Below are 21,819 nucleotides of genomic sequence, written 5' to 3' on the forward strand. Positions count from 1 at the left end.
CGGTCGCGGCAGCCGCGCTGTTGTTGTTCAATCGCCGCCGCAAGGCGCAGTAAGGTTCAAGCCTGTTGTACAAAGGTCAGCCGTACGGCGAAACCGATCAACAGGCTACCAAACAACCATTGCTGCAAGCGCTGGGCAGAGGGGCTGCGTTGCAGCCACCGGCCAAGTGCCGCACCGACCAGGGCGTAGGCGCTGTCGAACAGCAAACCGACGCCGACCAGCACCACGCCCAAGGTCACAAATTGCCCGAGCACCGGCCCGGCCTGTGGATTGATGAATTGCGGCAGCAGCACCGAGCAGAACAACAGTGCCTTGGGGTTGAGCAAGTTGGTCAGCAGCCCGCGTCGGATGGCTGCGCTCCAGCGCGGTTTTTCGCCGGTTGTGTCGGCGCTTCCGAGGTTCGGCAGCATCGTCGTCCGCAGGCACTGAATACCGATCCACAGCAGATACGCGGCGCCTGCCAGGCGCACCACGTCGAAGGTCCAAGGCGCAGCCTTGAACAGTGCTGCCAGGCCCAGCGCCGCCAATGCCACATGACAACCGCGGGCGATGCCCAGGCCCACTGCCGTGGCCAGCGCGGCGCCCTTGCCCTGGCGGGCACCGGTCTGCAACAGCAGGATCATGTCAGGCCCCGGCAAGAGATAGACCACTGCCAATGCCATGAAAAACAGCCAGAGCCCTTGCATATTGCACTCCCATTAGTTGTCGATTCGGTCGTGCCAGTCTAGGGCTGGAGGGCGGGGCAGGTGCTTGCGTTGTCAGCTTCTATCGGAGTCTGTATTGGCATAATCTGCCACTTTATTTCGCTTGAACCATCGGGATCTGCCAAACCATGAAACTTGACGCCTACGACCGCAAGATTCTTGCGGCACTGCAACGGGACGGTCGCCTGAGCAATGTGCAACTGGCAGACGAGATCGGCCTGTCGGCATCGCCTTGTTTGCGCCGGGTCCGGATGCTTGAGGAGGCGGGGGTTATTCGCGGCTACCAGGCCAATCTGGATCGCGACGAAGTGGGGTTGGGGCTGACGGTGTTTGTCGGGGTCAAGGTCGAGCGTCATAACGACGAACAAGCCGAAGCCTTTCGTCTGGCGGTGACGGCATTGCCCGAGGTGATTTCGGCGTTTCTGGTGTCAGGGGAGTCGGACTTTCTGCTGCAGGTGGTGGTGCCGGACCTGCGTGCCTATGACCGGTTTCTCACCGGGCGTTTATTGAAGCTGCCGGGTGTGAGCGACATCCGCAGCAACTTTGCGATTCATACCGTGAAGGCACCGGGGGCGTTGCCGTTGGAGCATTTGCCGCTTTAGACCGAGTCGTTTGCATCGTCGGAACGCCGCCCGGAGCAAGCTCGCTCCCACAGATACAGCGCAACCTTGTGGGAGCGAGCTTGCTCGCGATGGCGATAGATCTGTCACCCAAGTCCTGCAGGCCTTACATCTGCGTCGCCATCCCCTCCACATTCATCGCCGCCTGGCGCAACGCCTCGGAGCGGGTCGGGTGTGGGTGGCAGGTCAGGGCGATGTCTTCGGCCGAGGCGCTGAACTCCATGGCCACGCAGTACTCGCCAATCATTTCACTGACACTCGGGCCCACCAGATGCACGCCGAGGACTTCGTCCGTGCGCTCATCGGCCAGCACTTTGGCGAAGCCTTCGGTTTCGTGGTTGATCTTCGCCCGACTGTTGGCGGTGAAGGGAAACTTGCCGACCTTGTACGCCCGGCCTTCAGCCTTGAGCTGTTCTTCGGTCTTGCCGACGCTGGCCAGTTCCGGTTTGGTGTAGACCACGCTGGGGATCAGGTCGTAGTTGACCTCGCCAGCCTTGCCGACGATCTGTTCGACGCAGGCCATGGCTTCGTCCTCGGCCTTGTGCGCGAGCATGGGACCCGAGGTCACGTCGCCAATCACCCAGACCCCGGCGGCTTCGGTGCGATGCCCCTTGTTGGCGAGCATGCCGCGCTTGTCCGTGGTGAGGCCGACGTTTTCCAGGCCAAGGCCCTGTGTATAAGGTCGGCGTCCAATGGCCACCAGCACGTAATCGGCTTCCAGTAACTCGGCAGCACCGCCAGCGGCAGGCTCGATGCTGAGCTGAACGCCATTGGCGGAGCTGGTGGCGCTGGTCACTTTCGAACTCAACCTGAAACTCAAGCCTTGCTTGCTCAGGGAACGTTGCAGGGTTTTGCCGGCTTCGATATCCACGCCAGGGCAGATCCGGTCAAGGAACTCGACCACCGTCACCTGCGCCCCCAGGCGCCGCCATACCGAACCCAGCTCCAGGCCGATCACACCAGCGCCGATCACCACCAGATGCTTGGGCACCTCGGTCAGCGCCAGGGCACCGGTGGAGTCGAGGATGCGTTTGTTATCGATGTCCACGCCGGGCAGGGGCGTGGGTTCGGAGCCGGTGGCGATGATGATGTCCCTGGCGCTCAGTTCGGTCTTGCCCCCGGCGCTATCGGTCACCGTGACTTTGCCCGGTCCGTCGATGTGGCCCCAGCCTCTGATCCAGTCGACTTTGTTTTTGCGGAAAAGAAACTCGATGCCCTTGGTCAGCCCGGTAACGCTTTCATCCTTTTGCTTCATCATCTGGGCGAGGTTGAGACCGGGTTTGACTTCGATCCCCAGGTTGGCGAATTCCGCGCCCATGGCCGCGTCGTAAAGTTCGGAGGCATGCAACAACGCCTTGGATGGCATGCAGCCGACGTTCAGGCAGGTGCCGCCGAGTGTGGCGCGTCCTTCCACGCAGGCTGCTTTCAGACCCAGTTGTCCGGCGCGGATCGCCGCGTTGTAACCGCCGGGTCCACCGCCGAGTATCACGACGTCATAAGTGCTCATGGATGTACTCCTGGATCGAAAGGGGAAGGGATGGGTAAAAGTAGTTCCTGGATAAAATTACGAACGTAATATGTGCGTTCTGCAGCATTTCGGTCAAGGCTTCAGGTACGCGACAGGTTGGGCATCTTTAGATGGCGCGCTTGAATACGGAAATTTCACCATTTTCGTTATATCGTAACGAATTGCCATGTTAGCGAAGACACTCTGGGGTGGTATGCAAGTCGATCTCGATGTTGATGAAGCGCCGTTAGCCGGGTTGCCGCGCTTTCAGCAGGCGGTCATACAAGGGCGACGGTTACGCCAGTTCGCCATCGGTGCGGGAATACTCGCGACGGTAGGCGTGCTGCTGGCATCTTTTGCCTGGCTGTTTTCTTCGCAAACACTGTGGCCAGCGTTGCTGCTGAACCTGAGCGCGGCGTCTGTGGTGTTGGTGGCGGGGGCGCAATCGGCCGGGTGGGTAGCCCAGTGGCGTGCCCGCGCAATGAATCCCGTGGTGCCGGAGGGCGTTGTCGACGAATCTGTCGTGCCTTCGGGGTGGTATGAACGCTTACTGGACCGGATCAGCCGGCAATCGCAGCACCTGCTCAGGCAAATAGGCGCGCCGACGCTGTGGCTTGGCGGTTGGGCCGTGTTGGCGCTGGTGGGCGCCGAACAGGCCTGGAACCTCACGTTGCCTCCGGCTGCGTTGGGCCTGGCCGCCACTGTCGGGGCGGCGTGCTCCTTGCTGTTGGCGTTCGGCCTGTTGGTGATGGAGCGCCATCTGGCGCAGGAAAACACTGCGCAATGGCCTGAAGCCGCCGCGTTGGCGCAATTAACGCGTGTGGCAATCATCAGCTTGGTGCTCGGTGCCTTTTGTCTGTTGTTTGCCGATGAAACGTCGATATGGCCCGTACGCCTGGCTGTGTTGATCGGACTGCTGCCGGGGTTGGTGGCAGCAGAACTGTTGCTGCGCGCGGTATTGTCATTGTTCAGCCCGCGCCGCGAACGCCTGGAGCCGGAGCTGCTGGCGCGCAGTTTTGTCGCCGACATGCTGCGCTGGCCACCACAGCCATTGCTGGCGCTGCAGCACGAATTGCATAACCGCTTCGGCATCGATCTGCGGCAGATCTGGGCCTTCACGTACATGCGTCGGGCGTTCCTGCCGGTGTTGGCGGTGGTTTCGCTCGTTGGCTGGTCGCTGACTGGCATTCACGAAATTGCGCTGCAAGGGCGTGGCATCTACGAACGATTCGGTAAGCCGGTGGAGGTGTTTGGCCCGGGTTTGCATATGGGTTTGCCGTGGCCATTGGGCCGTGTGTTGAGCGTCGAGAATGGCGTGGTTCACGAGTTGGCCACCAGTGTTGGCGAAACCTCGGCCCCCGCTCAGGCCGATCCCGCTGAAGGCCCGGCCCCGGCGATTGCCAATCGCTTGTGGGACGCCAGCCATGTGAACGACAAATCCCAGGTGATCGCCAGCAGTCGAGCCGACAAGCAGAGCTTTCAGATCGTCAACATGGACGTGCGCTTCGTCTATCGCATCGGTCTGAGCGATGAGGCGGCGTTGGCCGCGACCTATAACAGTGCCGATGTGCCGATGTTGATTCGCAGCACCGCCAGCCGAATTCTGGTTCACGACTTCGCCTCACGCACCCTCGACGGTTTGCTGGGCGAGGACAGGGTAGGGCTGGCTGAAGAAATCGGTCGCGCCGTCCAGGCTGACTTGCAAAAACTCGACAGCGGCGTGGAAATTCTCGCCACGGTGGTCGAGGCGATTCACCCTCCGGCCGGTGCTGCCAATGCCTATCACGGCGTGCAAGCGGCGCAGATTGGTGCGCAAGCCTTGATCGCCCGTGAACGCGGCGCCGCTGCCGAGGCCACCAACCAGGCGCAGTTGCAGGCCAGTATCGCCCGCGATCAAGCGACAGCCAGCGCCCGTGAAATCAATGCCGGCGCCCAGGCAGCGGACCTGAAATTCAATGCCGAGCGAAAAGCCTATGCCAGCGCTGGCCAAGCCTTTGTGCTGGAGCAGTATTTCAGTCAGTTGTCCCAGGGGTTGGTCAACGGCAAATTGCTCGTTCTGGATCATCGTCTGGGCGGCAGCAGCAATGCGCCGACCATCGACCTCCGTACTTTCACGCTGCCGGTTGACCCTGCGCCGTCGCGTAAAACCGCTCAGCCAGGAGCTGCCAATTGAGCCAGTCCCATACTCACGATCACGATGACCACAGCGGCCACGATCACGGCCATGGCGGGCATCATCACCACGGCCATCACCATCATCACCATCATGGTGATCCTCAGGAGGCCGGACCGTTTCCATGGCGCCGCATGGGTTGGGCTGCTTTGTTGGTGGCGTTTGCTGTCGCTGCCGCGAGCCTGGTGCAGGTGCGTTCGGGTGAGGCCACGGTGATCACACGCTTCGGCAATCCATCGCGAGTCTTGCTGGAGCCGGGGCTGGGCTGGCGCTGGCCGGCGCCGTTCGAGGCGGCGATCCCGGTGGATCTGCGGCTGCGCACCACGTCCAGCGGTTTGCAGGATGTCGGCACCCGGGACGGTTTGCGCATCATCGTTCAGGCCTATGTGGCGTGGCAGGTGCAGGGCGATCCGGACAATGTGCAACGTTTCATGCGTGCGGTACAGAACCAGCCCGATGAAGCTGCGCGGCAGATTCGCACCTTTGTCGGCTCCGCACTGGAGACCACCGCCAGCAGTTTTGATCTGGCGAACCTGGTCAATACCGATGCCAGCCAGGTACGCATTACCGACTTCGAAGCGCAACTGCGCAAGCAAATCGATCAGCAGCTACTCACCACTTATGGCGTGCGTGTGTTGCAGGTTGGTATCGAGAGGTTGACGTTGCCATCGGTGACGCTCACCGCGACCGTCGACCGGATGCGTGCCGAGCGTGAAACCATTGCCACTGAACGCACGGCCATCGGCAAGCGTGAAGCTGCACAAATTCGTTCCGCCGCCGAGCGTGATGCGCGAATTGTGCAGGCCGATGCCACAGTGAAGGCGGCGGATATCGAAGCGCAATCGCGCGTCGAAGCGGCGCAGATTTATGGTCGCGCCTACGCGGGATCGCCGCAGCTCTACAACCTGCTGCGTTCGCTCGACACCTTGGGCACGGTAGTGACGCCGGGGACCAAGCTGATTCTGCGCACCGATGCTGCACCGTTCCGGGTGTTGGTTGACGGTCCGCCGAGCCTCGACAACAAGTCCGGATCGCAGCCATGAGTTTGGTTCCACGTGGAACAAATGAGTTGAGCAGTCCCTGGATTCAGGCCGGGCGTTTGGCGTTTATTGCCCTCTACGCGGTGACGGTGTTGGCGGCGTTGGCGTGGGCGTTTTCCAATGTGCGGCAGATCGATCCGCAAAATCGTGCGGTGGTTTTGCATTTCGGCGCGTTGGATCGCATTCAGAATGCAGGGTTGTTACTGGCCTGGCCGCAACCGTTCGAGCAGGTGATTTTGTTGCCCGCGGCGGATCGGGTGATCGAGCGTCGAGTGGAAAACCTGTTGCGCAGTGGTGCCGCGATACAGGCAGATCGCGTGGCCAGTTTTGCCACACCGATCAGCGATGCCCTCGCAGGCTCCGGCTATCTGTTAACGGGGGATGCCGGGGTGGTGCAACTCGATGTGCGGGTTTTCTATAAAGTCACTGAGCCCTATGCGTTCGTGCTTCAGGGCGAACATGTATTGCCGGCACTGGATCGGCTGGTGACCCGCAGTGCCGTGGCGCTCACGGCCGCACGGGATCTGGACACTATTCTGGTCGCTCGCCCGGAGTTGATTGGAGCCGATAGCCAGGCGGCGGAAAGACGCGAGCGCTTGCGGGGTGATCTGGTGCAGGGCATTAACCAGCGCTTGGCTGAACTCACTGCGACAGGGCAGGGTTTGGGGATCGAAGTGGCGCGGGTCGATGTGCAATCGAGTCTGCCCAGTCCTGCGGTCAACGCCTTCAACGCGGTGCTGACGGCCAGCCAGCAAGCCGATAAAGCCGTCGCCAATGCGCGCACCGAAGCCGAGAAGTTGACTCAGACCGCCAACGAGCAAGCCGACCGCACGCTGCAGGTGGCCCATGCCCAGGCGAGTGAACGACTGGCCAAAGCGTCTGCTGATACGGCCACTGTGTTGAGCCTGGCCAAGGCTCAGCAGCAAGGTACCGACCCGCAAATGTTGCTGCGCATCTATCGCGAGCGGATGCCGAAAATTCTCGGCCAGGCCGGATCGGTCACGACGGTCGATCCCAAAGACGATTCCCGCCTGATCATTCAGGGAGCTGCACAATGACCGCTCAAACCGCCGCCGCACCGAGCCTGTTGTCGTCGACCGAACAGCGCCGCGCCGCGCGCCAGTTGACCCTGGCCATGCTCGCATTGGGTCTTCTCGCGCTGGGTTTGATCTGGCGTTGGCTGGCGCCGCAGCAGAGTGGCGTCAGTCAACTGCTGCTGGGTTTTGCCTCGTTGCTGGTCGCCGTGCCGGTCATGCGTTCGGCCTGGTACAGCCTGCGTTATCCAAGCCTGCACGGCATCACCGATCAATTGATTGCCCTGGCCATGCTGGGGGCCTGGGCCACCGGGGATCTGCTGACGGCAGCCCTGTTGCCGATCATCATGATCTTCGGACACGTGCTGGAGGAGCGTAGCGTGATCGGTTCCCAGGAAGCGATTCACGCCCTCGGCAAACTGACGCGCAGCCACGCACGCAAGGTGCAGGCGGACGGCACCATCATCGAAGTCGACAACGGCACGCTCAAGGCCGGCGATCTGGTCGAGGTGCGCGCCGGGGATCGGGTGCCGGCGGATGGCCGGGTGTTATCCGGCCAGGCCAGTCTGGACACAGCCTCCATTACCGGCGAATCGGTGCCGATGGAGGCCGGCGTCGGCATGTCGGTGTTCGGTGGTGCGATCAACCTCGACGGTCTGCTGCGAATCGAAGTAACCCGTACCGGCCATGAATCGACCTTGGGCAAAGTCATCGCCCTGATGCAAAACGCCGAGCGCTCGAAGCCACCGATCACCCGTCTGCTGGAGCGTTACGCCGGCAGCTATATGGTACTGGTGTTGCTGCTGGCCGCCGTAACCTGGTTCATCACCAACAACGCTCAAGCGATGCTCGCGGTGTTGGTGGCGGCCTGTCCTTGTGCACTGGTGTTGTCGGCACCGGCCACGGCGATTGCCGGGGTGGCCGTGGCGGCGCGGCACGGGATTCTGATCCGCAGCTCTGCGTTCCTTGAAGAGTTGGCGGACCTGACTTCGCTGGTGGTCGACAAGACCGGGACGCTGACTTTCGGCACCTTGCGCCTGCAATCCATCGACACTCCGCTGGAGGACCGCAGCCATGTCCTGAAACTCGCCGCCAGCCTCGGCTCGGCCAGCAGTCACCCGGTCAGCCGTGCGCTCGCGGGGTTGGTGACCCAGGAACATTTCCTGCTGCTTTCTGACATTCATGAACGCCAGGGCCTGGGCGTGGTGGCGATGACCGGGCAGGGCGAAGCGGCGCTCGGCCGGCCGGAGTTGTTTGCGCAACTGGGCATCAGCACAACGACGGTTCCCGATCACGACGGTCCGATTGCAGGGTTGGCGCTCAACGGGGAGTTTCTTGCCTGGCTGTTGCTGGCCGATAGCGTCAAACCCGAGGCGCAGTTTGCCTTGGGTGAGTTGCGTGAACTGGGTCTGGGCCGCCAGCTCTTGCTCACGGGGGACCGCCATAGCGTCGCGCAGACACTTGCCCGGGATGTCGGGATCAGTGACGTCGAAGCGCAAGCTCTGCCCGAAGACAAACTGAACCGCGTGCTCAAGGAAATCGACAGCGGCTTCCGGCCGATGGTGGTCGGCGATGGCATCAACGACTCCTTGGCCCTCAAGGCTGGCGTGGTGGGTGTCGCCATGGGTGCTGGCGGCGCAGACATCGCCCTGGCTTCGGCTGACATCGTATTGATCGGTAGCGACCTGCGCCGTCTCGGCACCTGCGTGCGTCTGAGTCGTCAGTGCCGTCAGACGTTGCAGGTCAATGTGATTATCGGACTGGGCTGGACCCTGGCGATCGTGGCCTTCGCCGCGTTCGGCTGGCTCGGCGCTGCCGGGGCGATGATTGCGGCGTTGCTGCATAACCTCAGCACTTTGTTGGTGTTGGGTAATGCCGGTCGTTTGCTGCGGTTCCAGGAGCCGTTGCTCAAACTCAAGGATGAAGCCTGAAGGCGAATGCTCTAAACCGGGTAATCACGGGGGCTTTAACTTTTTAGAACTGTGCGCGTACTTTGTAGTCATTGGAGATGAGGGCACATCATTTTGAGTGTTCGCGGCGGCAGGTTCAGGCGTCGCGAATCATTGAAAAAGGCTATTAATTCGATAGCCAGCTATTTTTCAAAGATGGTCTACCCTCTGTTTAGACGTCTGAAACAAGGGGGATTCTCCATGCTCGCGCATCTTCCACCGGCCTTACAGAATCTGCAATTGCCGCTTCGCCTGAGACTCTGGGATGGCCATGAATTCAATCTGGGGCCAACGCCCAGCGTCACGATTGTGGTCAAGGACCCACAAATGGTCTCCCAGTTTACCCATCCAAGCCTGGATGCGCTTGGCGCTGCATTTGTCGAAGGCAAACTGGAACTTGAAGGCTCCATTAGCGATGTGATCCGCGTCTGCGATGAATGGAGTCAGGCGTTGCTAGATGAAGACGACGACAATCAGCCGGTTCGTAGCGTCCACGACAAAGAAATGGACGCCAAGGCGATTTCCTACCACTACGACCTTTCCAACGCGTTCTATCAGCTGTGGCTCGACAGCGACATGGCATATTCCTGCGCCTATTTCGAGACCGGCAGCGAAACCCTCGAACAAGCCCAGCAAGCCAAGTTCCGTCATCTGTGCCGCAAGCTGCGCCTGCAGCCCGGCGAATACCTGCTGGATGTGGGTTGCGGGTGGGGTGGACTGGCGCGTTTTGCGGCGCGGGAATTTGGCGCGAAAGTGTTCGGTATCACCCTCAGCAAGGAGCAACTGGCCCTGGCCCGGGAACGTGTAAAAGCGGAGGGCCTGGACGACCTGGTCGAACTGCAACTGCTCGACTATCGAGATCTGCCGCAGGATGGCCGTTTCGACAAAGTTGTCAGCGTCGGCATGTTCGAACACGTTGGCCACGCCAACCTGGCCGAGTACTGCAAGACCCTGTTCGACGCGGTTAAAGAGGGCGGCCTGGTGATGAACCACGGGATCACCGCCAAATACACCGATGGCCGTCCGGTGGGGCGCGGTGCCGGTGATTTCATCGGGAAATATGTGTTCCCCAACGGCGAACTGCCGCACCTGTCGATGATCTCTGCCGAGATCAGTGAGGCCGGGCTGGAAATCGTCGATGTCGAAAGTTTGCGCCTGCACTATGCGCGCACCCTGGATCACTGGAGTGAACGCCTGGAGGATAACCTCGAAGCGGCGTCCAGACTGGTGCCTGAGCACGTGCTGCGGATCTGGCGGCTGTATCTGGCCGGTTGCGCTTATGCGTTCGCCCGGGGCTGGATCAACCTGCACCAGATTCTTGCGGTGAAGGCCCACGCCGATGGCAGTCATGAACTGCCATGGACCCGTGACGACATCTACCTCTAGAGAATCGGTGAAATCAGCCGGGCGACCCGCATGCCGACCTGCTGAAGGCGGTGGGTCTCCCGGCCTTCTTCTTTGGCGATTTCGTGGGCGTTGGCGAAGTCATCGTTGAGCATCAGCTCCACCTCGGCGGCAAACGCGCGGTCGACGGTCAGCAACATCACTTCGAAATTCAGCCGGAACGAACGGTTGTCCATGTTGGCGCTGCCAATGGCGCTGATTTCGCTGTCGACCAACACCACTTTCTGATGCAGGAATCCGGGTTCGTATCGAAATACCCGTACTCCGGCGCGCACTGCTTCGAAGGCATAGAGGCTGGAGGCGGCGTAGACGATGCGGTGGTCAGGTCGTGACGGCAACAGCAGGCGCACATCCACACCGCGTAGTACCGCCAGGCGCAAAGCTGCGGATACGGCTTCGTCGGGGATGAAATACGGGCTGGTAATCCATACCCGTTCCGTCGCCGCATGGATGGCTTCGACAAAGAACAGTGAACAGGTTTCGTAGGAATCTGCCGGCCCGCTGGCGAGTAACTGGCACAGCACGCCGTCTTCCGGATAAACCTCGGGCAGGATCAGTGGCGGCAGTGCACGAGCCGCCCAGAACCAGTCTTCAGCGAATGACTCCTGCATACACGCCACCACCGGCCCGCGCACTTGCACGTGGGTATCGCGCCATGGTGCCAGGGGCGGCTTCTCGCCCATGTATTCGTCACCGACGTTGTGGCCGCCGACGAAGCCCAGAATGCCGTCTACCACCACGATCTTGCGGTGGTTGCGGAAGTTCACCTGAAAGCGATTGAGCCAGCCACTGCGGGTGGCGAAGGCTTTGACCTCGACCCCGCCATCACGCAAGGCCTGCACATAGCCGTGCGGCAGGGAGTGGCTGCCGATTCGGTCATACAACAGATAAATCGCCACGCCTTCGGCGGCTTTCTTCAACAACAGGGTTTGCAGGCGTAGGCCGAGGCGGTCGTCGTGAACGATGAAAAACTGGATCAGCACGGCTTTTTTCGCCTGGCTGATGGCATCGAAAATGGCGTCGAATGTCTGCTGGCCGTTGATCAACAGCCGCATCTCGTTATTGGCCAGGCACGGCATGTTTCCCAGTTTCGGCAGCGCTCTGAGTGAGGCATACGCCGAGGAAGCGCGAGCGGTGAGGGCTTCTTCCACCCAGGGTCGCCAGTTGAGTTCGGAGATGGCCTTGCGCATTTCCTCGTTGGCCTGCCGTCGGGCCTTGATGTAGCCATCGAACGTGCTGCGGCCGAATACCAGGTACGGGATCAGCGTGAAGTAGGGGATGAAAAACAACGACAGGGCCCAGGCAATCGCACCTTGGGCGGTACGAACGGTCAACACGGCATGTATGGCCGCGATCATGCCCAGCGAGTGCAGCAGGGCGATGGTATAACCGAAAATATGCGGTCCGAAATAATCCATGGGGGGCTGCCTTGCTCCTGAAGATTCAGTGCTTAACAGACCATGTTCCGTGCAGAATGTCGCTAATTAATTGGCCCTTGAACCGAAGCCTGCGGCGGACGTCTAACGGCCACAACTGATCAGGAGTTACTCGATGAACGTTCGTCTGCTGGGTTTGGCCATGGCACTGGGTTTGGCACTTCCTGTGGCGGCTCACGCGCAAATGCTGCAACCAGGATTGTGGGAGCTGACCACGAGCAACATGAAGGTCGATGAGCAGAATATGCCGGACCTGCAATTGATCCTCGGTCAGCTCCAGAGCCAGATGACCCCTGAGCAGCGTGCACAACTGGAAAAACAGGGCATCACCATGGGCGGCAAAGGGATCCGGGCGTGCCTGACCCCGGAACAGGTCAAGACCGATAACATTCCGCTGACCGATCCGCAGTCGGGCTGCAAGCAGGAAATCACCGACCGCTCCGGCAATCAGTGGAAATTCCGTTTCAGCTGCCCTAGAGCCCAGGGGGCGGGCGTGGCGACATTCCTCAGTGATCGCGAGTTCACCACCAAGGTCAACGGGACGTTCAACGCCACCGGGATTCAGCAGAAGGGCAGCCTCGAATCCCGTGCCGTCTGGCTGGGGCAGGATTGCGGCACTGTGAAGCCAAGAGCTTAAAAGCTTCGTCGGATCGCCGCCCGGAGCTGGCTTGCTCCGGGCGGCGCTCCGACGAAGGCGTCCATCCAGTCTCCCTAGATCCCCGGCCGACTCAACCACTCACACGCCGCTTCGACAGCCATCCGGCCAAAATCCTCCCCCGTGCGACTGCGCACACTGACAAATCCGCCCGCCTGTTCTTTTTCGCCAACCACTACCAGGTACGGCACGGTCCGGCTGTGCTGGCGAATCTTGTGGTGGACCTTTTCGCTACGCAGGTCGGCCCTGGCGCGAACGCCCCTTTGGCGCAAGGATTCGGTCACCGCTTGTGCATAAGTCGCCTGGCGGTCATCCATGCTCACGACCACCACGTGGGGTGGAACGCGCCAGTGTTGCAGTTCCTGATGGCTCGACCAGCAGGTGCCGTAGATCCGTTGTTGCAACGTGCCGCTGATGTGATCCAGGGCAAACGCCTGCAAGACTTTGGTGGTGGGGATGTGCGGCCCATGGCTCGGGTACTCGGTGTCTCCCAGACGGTACAGCGACACCTCTTCGCGCGGTGGCTGACGACGGATCGAGTGATTGGTCGCTGCCAGTGACTGCATGCGCGCTTCGATGAGGGGCAGGTCTGCCGGGGTCAGCGGTCGCTCGACTGCAAACTCGTAAAAGAAGCCATCGCCCAACTCCTTGCCCGCGTGCATTTGCGCATGTGGGTAAAGTTGCTTGATCGCCATGGCCAGCATCAATGCACAGGAGCGGCGCAGGATCTCCAGGCCGTCTGGCTCCCGGGGGGTGACAATGCTGACCCGGGCATCCGTTTCGATCATGTATTCGCAGTCCACCAGTACACCATTGACCCGACCCGCTACGGCCGCGCTGGCCAGTTCGGAGCCGATGCTGGCAGCTAACTCGTGCACGGAGAGCGGTTGGTCGTACTCACGCAATGAACCATCGGGCAGGGTGATCTGGATCATGGTCGGCGTACTCACGTGCTTCTTACGAGCGCTATTGCATAAACCGTAGGCGCAATCCCAGGCAGTTGTCACTACGACGTTTGTCGTGCCAGGAAAATTGCCCCGACACGATCACGGTGCTGATGCTGTGCCGAAAGCTTCGGCGGGCGAAGGGGGCGGCCGCATTGCGACCGGATTGGTTGCCTGGAAACGGCAACGCCGCCGGGCTCGGGCTTGATCAGCGCCCGATCTGCCCAATAGCCTTCTCGAAAATAACCGCGATCGGGAATGGCGAACAGGTCGGTGTGGGGTTCTTGCGGATCATGGCGTGCTCAACGCGTTGTACAGGGTGTTGAGGTTGTACTCGAACAACCCGGTGAAGGTGCTGGCCGGACCGCTCGCCGCAAGGGCATCGGAGTACAACGTGCCCCCGATCTGTGCGCCGCTTTCATCCGCGATCTGCTTGAGCAGGCGAGCGTCCTTGATGTTTTCCATGAACACGGCTTTGACTTTGGCCTGACGAATCTGGGTGATCAGTGCGGCCACCTCGGCGGCTGAAGGTTCGCGCTCGGTGGACAGGCCTTGAGGCGCCATGAATTCGATACCGTAGGCCTGGCCGAGATAACCGAAGGCGTCATGGGACGTCACGATCTTGCGGTTGCCCGGTGGCAGTGAGCCGAGTTTGGTCTTGGCTTCGGCGAGCAAGGTGTAGACCTGTTTCAGGTACACCTGGCTGTTGTGCTCATAGTCGGCTGTGTTCGCCGGATCAGCAGCGATCAGCGCCTTGGTGATGTTCGCGATGTACAGCTCGGCGTTCGCCAGGTTATGCCAGGCATGTGGGTCGGGAATGGTTTCGCCGTCTTCATCCAGGCTACGCGGTATGACTCCGTGGCTCGCGCTGATGACCGGCGCCTTGGTCTCGGTGCTGGTCACCAGGCGATCCAGCCAGGGCTCGAAACCCAAGCCATTCTTGATGATGAGTTTGGCTTTGAGCAGTGCTTTGGCGTCGTCCGGTGTCGGCTCGTACGTGTGTGCATCCGCGTCCGGGCCGACCATGTTGGTGATCTGGATATGATCCTTGCCGACCTGTCGGGTCATGTCGGCCAGGATGCTGAAGCTGGTGACGACCTGAAGTTTTTCGGCGGCAGGCAGCGACATCGACACCATCAAGCTGAACAGCACGAGTAAAGCGCGCATCGGATAACACCTCATTGGGATGTGAGCAAAGGCGGGCGGCGCAGCAAGCCGTGCACCGGTCCGAACATTACGGACAGCAGATACCAGCCGCCCGCCACCAGCACGATTGCCGGGCCACTGGGCAGTGAGTAATAGAAAGAGATCAACAAACCGAGCCACACCGAGAGGCTGCCGAGCAAGGCGGCAATGACGATCAGCACCGGCAAGCGGCGACTCCAGAAACGCGCCGCAGCGGCAGGCAACATCATCAAGCCGACCACCATCAACGCGCCGATCGCCTGGAAACCGATGACCAGATTCAACACCACCAGCGTCAGGAACACGCCGTGGGCCAATGGGCCGAGTCGGCTGACGGTTTGCAGAAAAAGCGGGTCGAGGGTGTCGAGCAGCAGTGGTTTGTAGATCAGCGCCATGGCAATCAGGCTCAGGCCCGAAACCCAAAGCATGCCGGTCAAGGTGGGGCCGTCGACCGCCAGCGCCGAGCCAAACAGCAGGTGCAACAGGTCCAGGCGTTTGCCGGCGATGCCGAGAATCAGTACGCCACAGGCCAGGGAAATCGGGTAAATCGCCGCGAGGCTGGCGTCCTCTCGCAGGCCGGTGCGTCGCGTAATCCAGGCCGCGAGGCCTGCCATGCTCAGGCCGGCACCGAGGCCGCCGACGGTCAATGCCGGGAGGCTTAACCCGGCAAACCAGAAGCCTAGAGCCGCACCGGGAAGGATGCCGTGGGCGACAGCATCGCCGATCAGGCTCATGCGCCTCAGGATCAGAAATACCCCCAGGGGCGCCGTGCTGCACGCCAGGACCAAACCACCGAGCAGCGCTCGGCGCATGAAGACGAACTCGTGGAACGGTTGCCAGAGTTGCGCTGCAGCGGTCATCAGGCCACCTGCGATTGAGGTTGTTGGCGGATCAGTTCGGCGCTCGGGCCGAGTACGCAACCGCTGCTTTTGATCAGCAGCGTTTGTGGGATGTGCTCGCGGACGGCGGCGAGGTCATGGCACACGACCATCAGCGTCCGGCCTTCGAGGTGCCAATCGTGCAGGTGCTTCCAGAGCAATGCCTGGCCAAGTCCATCGAGGGCCGCGTGGGGCTCATCGAGCAACAACAACGGGGCGTCGGTCAGGCTCAATCGGGCGAGCAGGGCGCGTTGCAATTCGCCGCCGGAGAGGGCCATCAAGGGTCGATCTTCCAGGCCGTTCAGGCACCAGTTTTCGAGGACGGTCTTCAGTCGTTGACTGCGGATCTGCGGTGATTGTTTATTGCCCCAGAATCCGGCGGCGACCAATGCCTGAAGGCTGATCGGAAATTGCCTGTCGAGGTGTTGTTGCTGGGGCAGGAACGACACACTGCCCTTGAGTGGAACACTCAGTCGCACCTTTCCGGCCAACGGTTTTTGCAAACCGGCGATGACCTTCAGCAGGCTGCTTTTACCGGAGCCGTTCGCACCGATGATGGCGGTCAGGCTGCCCTTTGGCAGTTCCAGGTTCAGCGCCGGCGTGAGTGGCTGACCCGGTGCGCCCCAACGCAAGGCGTGGCAACCAATCATGCGACCTCCCAGTTGAAACGGCTTTCGGCCACGGCGTCATGGGCGTGCAGGCTTTCGGCGTGGATGACACGGATGTGGAAGGCGTTAATGCCCGTGGAGCGTTTCAGGGCCAGATTCAAACGGCGAGCGGCGTCTTCGCAGAACATCAGGTTCTGACCATTGGCCAGGGCGAAGGCTTGTTCGTCGGCGCGTTTTACCGCTGTTTGAACGGCTGTGCCGAGTGCGGCTTCGGCGTCGTTGATGACGGCGATCAGAGGCAACTCATCGACAAAATCAGCCAGCCGTACGCGCAACTTTGCGCTGCTGCGTTGGCTGTGAGGTGTGGCGACGATGCCGTTCGTGGAGCCGAGCCACGCTAAAACGTCGGCGTGTTGCAGTGGCTTTTTGGCGAAATCATCGACGAACTGCTGCTGAATCAACTGTCGAGACAGAGCCGCGGAACATGGGCAAGTTGAGGAATAAGGCACGTCGATTTTTAGTTCCACGTGGAACATCGCGTTGTTCAAACGTGCTTCGATGCTCACCGGATAGCTTTTCCAGCCTGCCAAAGGACTGATCAACGCTGGCCTTTTCAGTAACAAATCGGCGTGAATGGTTAAGTGAGCTCTGCTGGATAGCCCTTCATGGCTCTCAAGAAAGCGCTGCAAAACCCTGCGCAATAGAGCCGGTGAAAGGTTTTCATGCTCCAGTAATTCAAGCGCCAGATAGAGCCGTGACATGTGAATGCCGCGCGCGTTGCCATCGTTGAGACTCACGCCGGCATCGGCCTTTGCATTCAGTCGTTGGCCATCAAACAAAACGGGAAGAGCAATGCCGCACATGCCCACCCACTCCAGTGGCAGGGCTTGGCGTGAGGCCTGCGCGGCGATATCCGGCAGAGTCAGCGCATTCATGAGCAGGTCCATCGTGGGAGTTAATTTGTAATGTTATAGTATAACAATACAATTCACGATGCCTTTTTCATGAACAGGCTTTCATCATGCACGACGCCACTTGCTCAACCTGATTCTGGCCAGCGCGGTCATTGGCGCGTCGGCTACGCAAATTCCAAGAAAAACAGGCAGGCCTAGCAGCCGGCGATCCGGCTGCAGGTGAACTTGGCGCTGCTGCCGCCGGAGCTGGAAAACCGGTTGATCGTGGTCCAGCCGACGCGCTGGTTGTAGCCAACCCAGGCCTCGCCATCGGAAGCGATGCCGGTGAAAAACGTAAGCTGGCCGTAGCGGCTGTTGGTCTGCACCCAATAGCGCTTTCCGGCCATTTCAAAACCCCGCAGATAGATTGTGCTGCCGGCGGTGTTGACGCTGTAGGCATTGCCATCGGCATCCACGCAGGCCAGCAGGTTGGCGCTGCGGGTGCACCTGGCCAGGCTCGGGATCTGGGCCAGCGCGTCGGCAGCCACCAGCAGGGAAAGGATTATCAACGCAGGTTTCAGGGCGTTGCGCATGGGGATTCTCACGAAGGGAACACGTTTAGCATCCTGTCCTTTGCCCTGCGGAGCAAGAGGGGATGGCTTATTTGTATTGTTATATTATAACATCAAAATAAGCCCGACACCGCGACCGGGCATCCCTGTGAGGAATATGCAGATGTCCAATCGACTCCCCGTGACCGTTCTCTCCGGCTTTCTTGGTGCCGGAAAAAGTACACTTCTTAATTACATACTACGTAATCGCGATGGCTTGCGGGTTGCAGTCATCGTCAACGATATGAGCGAAATCAACGTCGATGGCACCGAAGTCCAGCGCGATGTCAGCCTTAATCGGGCTGAAGAACGGTTGGTGGAAATGAGTAACGGGTGTATTTGCTGTACGTTACGTGAAGATTTGCTGGAGGAAGTAAGTCAACTCGCCAGGGACGGCCGCTTCGACTATCTGCTGATCGAATCCACCGGTATTTCCGAACCGCTGCCAGTGGCGGAAACCTTCACCTTCCGCGATGAAAACGGCCAGAGCCTCAACGACATCGCACGTCTCGACACCATGGTCACGGTGGTCGATGGCATGAACTTCCTGCTCGATTACCAGGCGGCCGAAAGCCTGGCTTCCCGAGGAGAAACGCTTGGGGAAGAGGACGAGCGTTCGATTACCGATCTGCTGATTGAGCAGGTCGAGTTCGCCGATGTGATTTTGCTCAGCAAGATCGATTTGATCAGCAGCCACGAACGCGAGGAACTGATCGCCATACTTGAACGGCTCAACGCCCGGGCGGAAATCATTCCGATGGCGATGGGCGAAATCCCCTTGAACAAGATTCTCAACACCGGTCGTTTTGACTTCGAAAAGGCGGCCCAGGCACCGGGATGGTTGCAGGAACTGCGTGGCGAACACGTGCCCGAAACCGAAGAGTACGGCATTGCTTCCAGCGCTTACCGGGCTCGCCGGCCGTTTCATCCGCAGCGCTTCTTCAACTTCATCGACGGCTCTTGGGACAACGGCAAACTGCTGCGCTCCAAGGGCTTTTTCTGGTTGGCAAGCAAGCACATGGACGCCGGCAGCTGGTCCCAGGCCGGAGGTATGATGCGCTATGGTTTTGCCGGGCGCTGGTGGCGTTTCGTACCGAAAAACCAATGGCCGCAGGATGCGGAAAGTACCGCCGGGATCATGAAAAACTGGACTGCCGACAGCGGGGACTGTCGCCAGGAACTGGTATTCATCGGCCAGAGCATCGACTTCACGCAGCTAGCGGCCGAGCTGGATGCCTGCCTGCTGACCGATGAGGAAATGGCGCTCGGTGTAGAAGGTTGGCAATTGCTGCCTGATCCATTCGGCCCTTGGTACGAAGAGGCTGCCTGAGCCTTTACTGTCGCTTCAAGGCTTGAGCCAGGTGCCCTGGCTCTGGGCCTCGCAATACGGCTGCAAATACGCCGCGTCGGTGGCAACGCCGTAATAGTGAATATCTTGCCGGTAGGGCATATTGGCGACTTGGGCGTTGCTGCAGATACCAAATGCGCCGCCGGGGCATTGGTCGACATACTTCACTTCGACTTTTTGCCCCGGCAGGTTCGGTTGGCAGAAACCATCGGCGAAGAGCTTTGGCGGGATGTTGCGGTTCTGCTGGCAAACCTTGATGTCAAGCCGCTCGGCCTGGCTGTGAACCACACAGGCCTGGGCCAGCGCCTCGCCTGAAACGAGCGCCAGGAGCAACGACAAGCCAATCAACCGCATCCATCACCTCCTCAGAAATCATCGACCATGCTGCAGAATATCCCCACTCATGTCATTGCCGGCCCATTGGGCGCCGGCAAGACCAGCCTGATCAAGCACCTGCTGGCCCAGCGCCCGGCAGGCGAGCGGTGGGCGGTGCTGATCAACGAGTTTGGCCAGATCGGTCTCGACGCTGCGCTACTGACCCAGGACGCCGATGGTATCGCACTGGGCGAAGTGGCCGGGGGCTGCTTGTGTTGCGTCAACGGCGCACCGTTTCAGATTGGTCTTGGGCGTTTGTTGCGCAAGGCGCAACCGGATCGGCTGTTCATCGAACCCTCGGGGCTGGGGCATCCGGCGCAGTTGCTCAGGCAATTGAGCGAGGCGCCCTGGCAAGGCGTGTTGGCTGTTCAGCCTTGTGTGCTGGTGCTGGACGCCCAGTCGCTCGCTGCTGGCAATCCCTTGCCGGAAGCGCAACAGCAAGCGCTGAGCCATGCGGGATTATTACTTTTGAACAAGTCTGAAGGTCTCGAAGAAGAATGTCGCCAGCGAATCGCCGCGCAATTGCCGCCGACCCCCCTGTGCTGGACGCAACAGGCGGTATTACCGTTGGGCGAGTTGCCAGGGCTGAATGCCAAAGCGCTGGCAGGTGTGGATAACTTCGTCGTGCCCAAGGGATTGGCGCAGTTGCCGGCCGTCTGGAGCGATCGCGCATTGCCCATTTGCTTGAGTCAGGAGCAGGACGGTGGCTGGAGCATCGGTTGGCGTTGGCACCCAAGCCAGGTGTTTGATGCCGCTCTGGTTGACCAGTGGCTTGAAAGCCTTGAGTGGAGGCGGGCGAAGTTGGTTATCCACAGTACCCAAGGGTGGATTTCGGCGAACGCGGTGGATAACTCGGTGCTGGACTGGCGGCCCAGTGAATGGCGGCAGGATTCGCGTATCGAGCTGATTTTCAGTGAGCTGCAGAATGCAGAAAGACTGCAGAGTGATCTGGCGGCGTGTCGATCCGGATCGGGTTAATGGCTCAAGGCCGCCACTTGGTATGTTCCTGACGCCACTGGCTCAGCTCGATCACCTCTGCGCGAGGCTTCACCACATCGACCACCGGTTCGGTTTCGTCGAATGGGATCGGGTAGGGCGCCAGCTCAATCTGTGCGCTGTGAGCGCCGAACTGGGTGATGGTGCCGTTGTGGCGGGCTTCACCGGTCACGGTGAATTCGAAGTTATACACACGGGCCAGACGTCGCCGACCACTGGCATCCCTGATGAACGCGATTTTTTTCAAGGCCACGTTGCCGTCCAGCAATTCAATCCCTAGTTTGCTGCAATGCTGTTTGACCCGCTCCAGCGCGCGCTCGCGCAAGCCGTGGTTGTGCCATAGCCATGCGCCTGCAGTGGCGAATAGCATCAGCACGAATATATTTCCAAGGGTCAGCATCAACAGGGTGCTCCAACAAGATAGTGTCAGCTTAACTGTGTCGCTGGTCTGTCGTACAGGCTGCGTTTAGTCGCATACTGCGCGGCTAGAATTTCAATCGTTTTACGGAAATCCACCGCATGAAACGTACTCCGCATTTGCTCGCTATCCAGTCCCACGTGGTATTCGGTCACGCCGGCAACAGTGCCGCGGTTTTCCCGATGCAACGGGTCGGGGTGAATGTCTGGCCGCTCAACACTGTGCAGTTCTCCAATCACACCCAGTACGGTCAGTGGGCCGGTGAAGTGCTGGCGCCGCACCAGATTCCTGACCTGGTCGAAGGCATCGCGGCGATTGGCGAGTTGGGCAACTGCGATGCGGTGCTCTCCGGTTACCTCGGCAGTGCGGCCCAGGGCCGGGCGATCCTGACGGGTGTGGCGCGGATCAAGTCGATGAATCCCAAGGCGCTGTACCTGTGTGACCCGGTCATGGGGCATCCAGAGAAGGGCTGCAGTGTTCCGGCGGAAGTCAGTGATTTTCTGCTGGAAGAGGCCGCCGCCGTGGCGGACTTCATGTGCCCGAACCAGCTGGAGCTGGACAGCTTCTCCGGACGCAAGCCGCAATCGCTGTTCGATTGCCTGGCAATGGCGCGTGCATTGTTGGTGCGCGGCCCGAAAGCGGTGCTGGTCAAGCATCTGGACTATCCCGGTAAACCGGCAGAGGTCTTCGAGATGCTGCTGGTGACGGCCGAAGGCAGTTGGCATTTGCAGCGCCCGTTACTGGCGTTTCCGCGTCAGCCGGTGGGCGTGGGCGATCTGACGTCCGGGCTGTTCCTGGCGCGTGTTCTGTTGGGCGACAGTCTGGTGGCGGCCTTCGAGTTTACGGCGTCGGCGGTGCATGAAGTGCTGCTGGAAACCCAGGCCTGTGCCAGCTACGAGTTGGAGCTGGTTCGGGCTCAGGACCGGATTGCCCATCCGCGTGTGCGGTTCGAGGCGACCTCGATCAGTCTCTGATTTTGCGCTGCCCCCATCGCGAGCAGGCTCGCTCCCACAAGTATGGCATTAACCTTGTGGGAGCGAG

21 protein-coding genes and 1 pseudogene are annotated in these 21,819 nt (G+C 60.4%); 10 read left to right on the top strand and 12 right to left on the bottom strand.

Going from position 1 to position 21,819, the window contains the following annotated elements:
• Positions 1-56: 56 nt before the first annotated feature.
• A complete protein-coding gene (locus PMI29_RS14315; protein WP_007998369.1) occupies positions 57-686 on the bottom strand; it encodes a LysE family translocator in 630 nt (209 codons plus the stop codon).
• Positions 687-832: 146 nt separating this feature from the next.
• Here PMI29_RS14315 and PMI29_RS14310 point away from each other — a divergent pair, with 146 nt between their 5' ends.
• Positions 833-1,306, top strand: a complete 474-nt coding sequence (locus tag PMI29_RS14310; protein WP_007969928.1) for an Lrp/AsnC family transcriptional regulator — start codon at positions 833-835, stop codon at positions 1,304-1,306.
• A 124-nt stretch (positions 1,307-1,430) separates the two neighbouring features.
• On the opposite strand, the gene lpdA is transcribed toward PMI29_RS14310, so the two are convergent.
• The gene (gene lpdA, locus PMI29_RS14305) at positions 1,431-2,831 is read right to left on the bottom strand and encodes a dihydrolipoyl dehydrogenase (RefSeq protein ID WP_007998370.1); all 1,401 of its coding nucleotides are present in this window, start codon (positions 2,829-2,831) and stop codon (positions 1,431-1,433) included.
• Positions 2,832-3,045: 214 nt separating this feature from the next.
• On the opposite strand from lpdA, the gene hflK (PMI29_RS14300) reads away from it, so the two are divergent.
• The 5 genes from hflK (PMI29_RS14300) (at position 3,046) to cfaB (ending at position 10,413) form a co-directional block, all read left to right on the top strand.
• On the top strand, positions 3,046-5,004 hold the full coding sequence (gene hflK / locus PMI29_RS14300; protein ID WP_033052400.1) for a protease modulator HflK: 1,959 nt from the start codon (positions 3,046-3,048) through the stop codon (positions 5,002-5,004).
• Complete coding sequence (gene hflC, locus PMI29_RS14295) at positions 5,001-6,047, top strand: protease modulator HflC (RefSeq protein ID WP_033052401.1); 1,047 nt, start codon at positions 5,001-5,003, stop codon at positions 6,045-6,047. Before hflK (PMI29_RS14300) ends, hflC begins: the two co-directional genes overlap by 4 nt.
• On the top strand, positions 6,044-7,102 hold the full coding sequence (gene hflK, locus PMI29_RS14290) for a protease modulator HflK (RefSeq protein WP_007998374.1): 1,059 nt from the start codon (positions 6,044-6,046) through the stop codon (positions 7,100-7,102). Before hflC ends, hflK (PMI29_RS14290) begins: the two co-directional genes overlap by 4 nt.
• The gene (locus PMI29_RS14285) at positions 7,099-9,009 is read left to right on the top strand and encodes a cation-translocating P-type ATPase (RefSeq protein ID WP_007998375.1); all 1,911 of its coding nucleotides are present in this window, start codon (positions 7,099-7,101) and stop codon (positions 9,007-9,009) included. Before hflK (PMI29_RS14290) ends, PMI29_RS14285 begins: the two co-directional genes overlap by 4 nt.
• A 219-nt stretch (positions 9,010-9,228) precedes the next feature.
• Complete coding sequence (gene cfaB, locus PMI29_RS14280; RefSeq protein WP_007998376.1) at positions 9,229-10,413, top strand: C17 cyclopropane fatty acid synthase CfaB; 1,185 nt, start codon at positions 9,229-9,231, stop codon at positions 10,411-10,413.
• On the opposite strand, the gene cls is transcribed toward cfaB, so the two are convergent.
• Entirely contained in the window at positions 10,410-11,849 is a 1,440-nt protein-coding gene (gene cls / locus PMI29_RS14275; protein WP_007998377.1) for a cardiolipin synthase, read from the bottom strand. The genes cfaB and cls overlap by 4 nt on opposite strands.
• Positions 11,850-11,982: 133 nt before the next feature.
• Between cls and PMI29_RS14270 the strand changes: the two genes are divergently transcribed.
• Positions 11,983-12,504: a DUF3617 domain-containing protein gene (locus tag PMI29_RS14270; protein WP_007971671.1), complete on the top strand. Its 522-nt coding sequence runs from the start codon at positions 11,983-11,985 to the stop codon at positions 12,502-12,504.
• Positions 12,505-12,578: 74 nt separating this feature from the next.
• Here the strand turns inward: PMI29_RS14270 and PMI29_RS14265 are convergent, their stop codons facing one another.
• The 7 genes and pseudogenes from PMI29_RS14265 to PMI29_RS14240 all read right to left on the bottom strand — a co-directional run bounded on the left by PMI29_RS14265 (position 12,579) and on the right by PMI29_RS14240 (position 17,623).
• A complete protein-coding gene (locus PMI29_RS14265) occupies positions 12,579-13,457 on the bottom strand; it encodes a His/Gly/Thr/Pro-type tRNA ligase C-terminal domain-containing protein (protein ID WP_007998379.1) in 879 nt (292 codons plus the stop codon).
• 31 nt (positions 13,458-13,488) lie between these two features.
• Positions 13,489-13,738 (bottom strand): annotated as a pseudogene (locus PMI29_RS32615) (dihydroorotase); the annotation flags it as partial.
• A gap of 19 nt (positions 13,739-13,757) precedes the next feature.
• Positions 13,758-14,633, bottom strand: a complete 876-nt coding sequence (locus tag PMI29_RS14260; protein WP_007998380.1) for a metal ABC transporter substrate-binding protein — start codon at positions 14,631-14,633, stop codon at positions 13,758-13,760.
• Between the two features lie 11 nt (positions 14,634-14,644).
• Complete coding sequence (locus PMI29_RS14255) at positions 14,645-15,511, bottom strand: metal ABC transporter permease (RefSeq protein WP_007998383.1); 867 nt, start codon at positions 15,509-15,511, stop codon at positions 14,645-14,647.
• On the bottom strand, positions 15,511-16,179 hold the full coding sequence (locus PMI29_RS14250; protein WP_007998385.1) for a metal ABC transporter ATP-binding protein: 669 nt from the start codon (positions 16,177-16,179) through the stop codon (positions 15,511-15,513). Before PMI29_RS14250 ends, PMI29_RS14255 begins: the two co-directional genes overlap by 1 nt.
• Positions 16,176-17,072, bottom strand: coding sequence for a GTP cyclohydrolase FolE2 (gene folE2 / locus PMI29_RS14245; protein ID WP_007998387.1), 897 nt, complete (start codon positions 17,070-17,072; stop codon positions 16,176-16,178). The genes PMI29_RS14250 and folE2 overlap by 4 nt, the downstream gene beginning before the upstream one ends.
• 173 nt (positions 17,073-17,245) lie before the next feature.
• On the bottom strand, positions 17,246-17,623 hold the full coding sequence (locus PMI29_RS14240; protein ID WP_007998388.1) for a hypothetical protein: 378 nt from the start codon (positions 17,621-17,623) through the stop codon (positions 17,246-17,248).
• Positions 17,624-17,765: 142 nt separating this feature from the next.
• Here PMI29_RS14240 and zigA point away from each other — a divergent pair, with 142 nt between their 5' ends.
• Positions 17,766-18,971: a zinc metallochaperone GTPase ZigA gene (zigA, locus tag PMI29_RS14235; protein WP_007998389.1), complete on the top strand. Its 1,206-nt coding sequence runs from the start codon at positions 17,766-17,768 to the stop codon at positions 18,969-18,971.
• A gap of 15 nt (positions 18,972-18,986) precedes the next feature.
• Here zigA and PMI29_RS14230 read toward each other — a convergent pair whose 3' ends face one another.
• Complete coding sequence (locus tag PMI29_RS14230; RefSeq protein WP_007998390.1) at positions 18,987-19,343, bottom strand: hypothetical protein; 357 nt, start codon at positions 19,341-19,343, stop codon at positions 18,987-18,989.
• A gap of 27 nt (positions 19,344-19,370) precedes the next feature.
• Between PMI29_RS14230 and PMI29_RS14225 the strand changes: the two genes are divergently transcribed.
• Complete coding sequence (locus PMI29_RS14225; RefSeq protein WP_007998391.1) at positions 19,371-20,342, top strand: CobW family GTP-binding protein; 972 nt, start codon at positions 19,371-19,373, stop codon at positions 20,340-20,342.
• Between the two features lie 4 nt (positions 20,343-20,346).
• On the opposite strand, the gene PMI29_RS14220 is transcribed toward PMI29_RS14225, so the two are convergent.
• Positions 20,347-20,760 carry a DUF3301 domain-containing protein gene (locus tag PMI29_RS14220; RefSeq protein ID WP_007998394.1) on the bottom strand — a complete coding sequence of 138 codons (414 nt, stop codon included), beginning with the start codon at positions 20,758-20,760 and terminating at the stop codon, positions 20,347-20,349.
• 119 nt (positions 20,761-20,879) lie between these two features.
• Here PMI29_RS14220 and pdxY point away from each other — a divergent pair, with 119 nt between their 5' ends.
• A complete protein-coding gene (gene pdxY, locus PMI29_RS14215) occupies positions 20,880-21,752 on the top strand; it encodes a pyridoxal kinase PdxY (RefSeq protein WP_007998397.1) in 873 nt (290 codons plus the stop codon).
• Positions 21,753-21,819: the final 67 nt, after the last annotated feature.

This window comes from Pseudomonas sp. GM49 (genome assembly GCF_000282355.1).
Taxonomy (GTDB): domain Bacteria; phylum Pseudomonadota; class Gammaproteobacteria; order Pseudomonadales; family Pseudomonadaceae; genus Aquipseudomonas.

Bases quoted from the DNA above. Each gene is read 5' to 3' on its own strand.
- PMI29_RS14315 (WP_007998369.1), bottom strand. From the start codon at position 686: ATGCAAGGGCTCTGGCTGTTTTTCATGGCATTGGCAGTGGTCTATCTC.
- PMI29_RS14310 (WP_007969928.1), top strand. From the start codon at position 833: ATGAAACTTGACGCCTACGACCGCAAGATTCTTGCGGCACTGCAACGG.
- lpdA (WP_007998370.1), bottom strand. From the start codon at position 2,831: ATGAGCACTTATGACGTCGTGATACTCGGCGGTGGACCCGGCGGTTAC.
- hflK (WP_033052400.1), top strand. From the start codon at position 3,046: ATGCAAGTCGATCTCGATGTTGATGAAGCGCCGTTAGCCGGGTTGCCG.
- hflK (WP_007998374.1), top strand. From the start codon at position 6,044: ATGAGTTTGGTTCCACGTGGAACAAATGAGTTGAGCAGTCCCTGGATT.
- PMI29_RS14285 (WP_007998375.1), top strand. From the start codon at position 7,099: ATGACCGCTCAAACCGCCGCCGCACCGAGCCTGTTGTCGTCGACCGAA.
- cfaB (WP_007998376.1), top strand. From the start codon at position 9,229: ATGCTCGCGCATCTTCCACCGGCCTTACAGAATCTGCAATTGCCGCTT.
- cls (WP_007998377.1), bottom strand. From the start codon at position 11,849: ATGGATTATTTCGGACCGCATATTTTCGGTTATACCATCGCCCTGCTG.
- PMI29_RS14270 (WP_007971671.1), top strand. From the start codon at position 11,983: ATGAACGTTCGTCTGCTGGGTTTGGCCATGGCACTGGGTTTGGCACTT.
- PMI29_RS14265 (WP_007998379.1), bottom strand. From the start codon at position 13,457: ATGATCCAGATCACCCTGCCCGATGGTTCATTGCGTGAGTACGACCAA.
- PMI29_RS14260 (WP_007998380.1), bottom strand. From the start codon at position 14,633: ATGCGCGCTTTACTCGTGCTGTTCAGCTTGATGGTGTCGATGTCGCTG.
- PMI29_RS14255 (WP_007998383.1), bottom strand. From the start codon at position 15,511: ATGACCGCTGCAGCGCAACTCTGGCAACCGTTCCACGAGTTCGTCTTC.
- PMI29_RS14250 (WP_007998385.1), bottom strand. From the start codon at position 16,179: ATGATTGGTTGCCACGCCTTGCGTTGGGGCGCACCGGGTCAGCCACTC.
- folE2 (WP_007998387.1), bottom strand. From the start codon at position 17,072: ATGAATGCGCTGACTCTGCCGGATATCGCCGCGCAGGCCTCACGCCAA.
- PMI29_RS14240 (WP_007998388.1), bottom strand. From the start codon at position 17,623: ATGCGCAACGCCCTGAAACCTGCGTTGATAATCCTTTCCCTGCTGGTG.
- zigA (WP_007998389.1), top strand. From the start codon at position 17,766: ATGTCCAATCGACTCCCCGTGACCGTTCTCTCCGGCTTTCTTGGTGCC.
- PMI29_RS14230 (WP_007998390.1), bottom strand. From the start codon at position 19,343: ATGCGGTTGATTGGCTTGTCGTTGCTCCTGGCGCTCGTTTCAGGCGAG.
- PMI29_RS14225 (WP_007998391.1), top strand. From the start codon at position 19,371: ATGCTGCAGAATATCCCCACTCATGTCATTGCCGGCCCATTGGGCGCC.
- PMI29_RS14220 (WP_007998394.1), bottom strand. From the start codon at position 20,760: ATGCTGACCCTTGGAAATATATTCGTGCTGATGCTATTCGCCACTGCA.
- pdxY (WP_007998397.1), top strand. From the start codon at position 20,880: ATGAAACGTACTCCGCATTTGCTCGCTATCCAGTCCCACGTGGTATTC.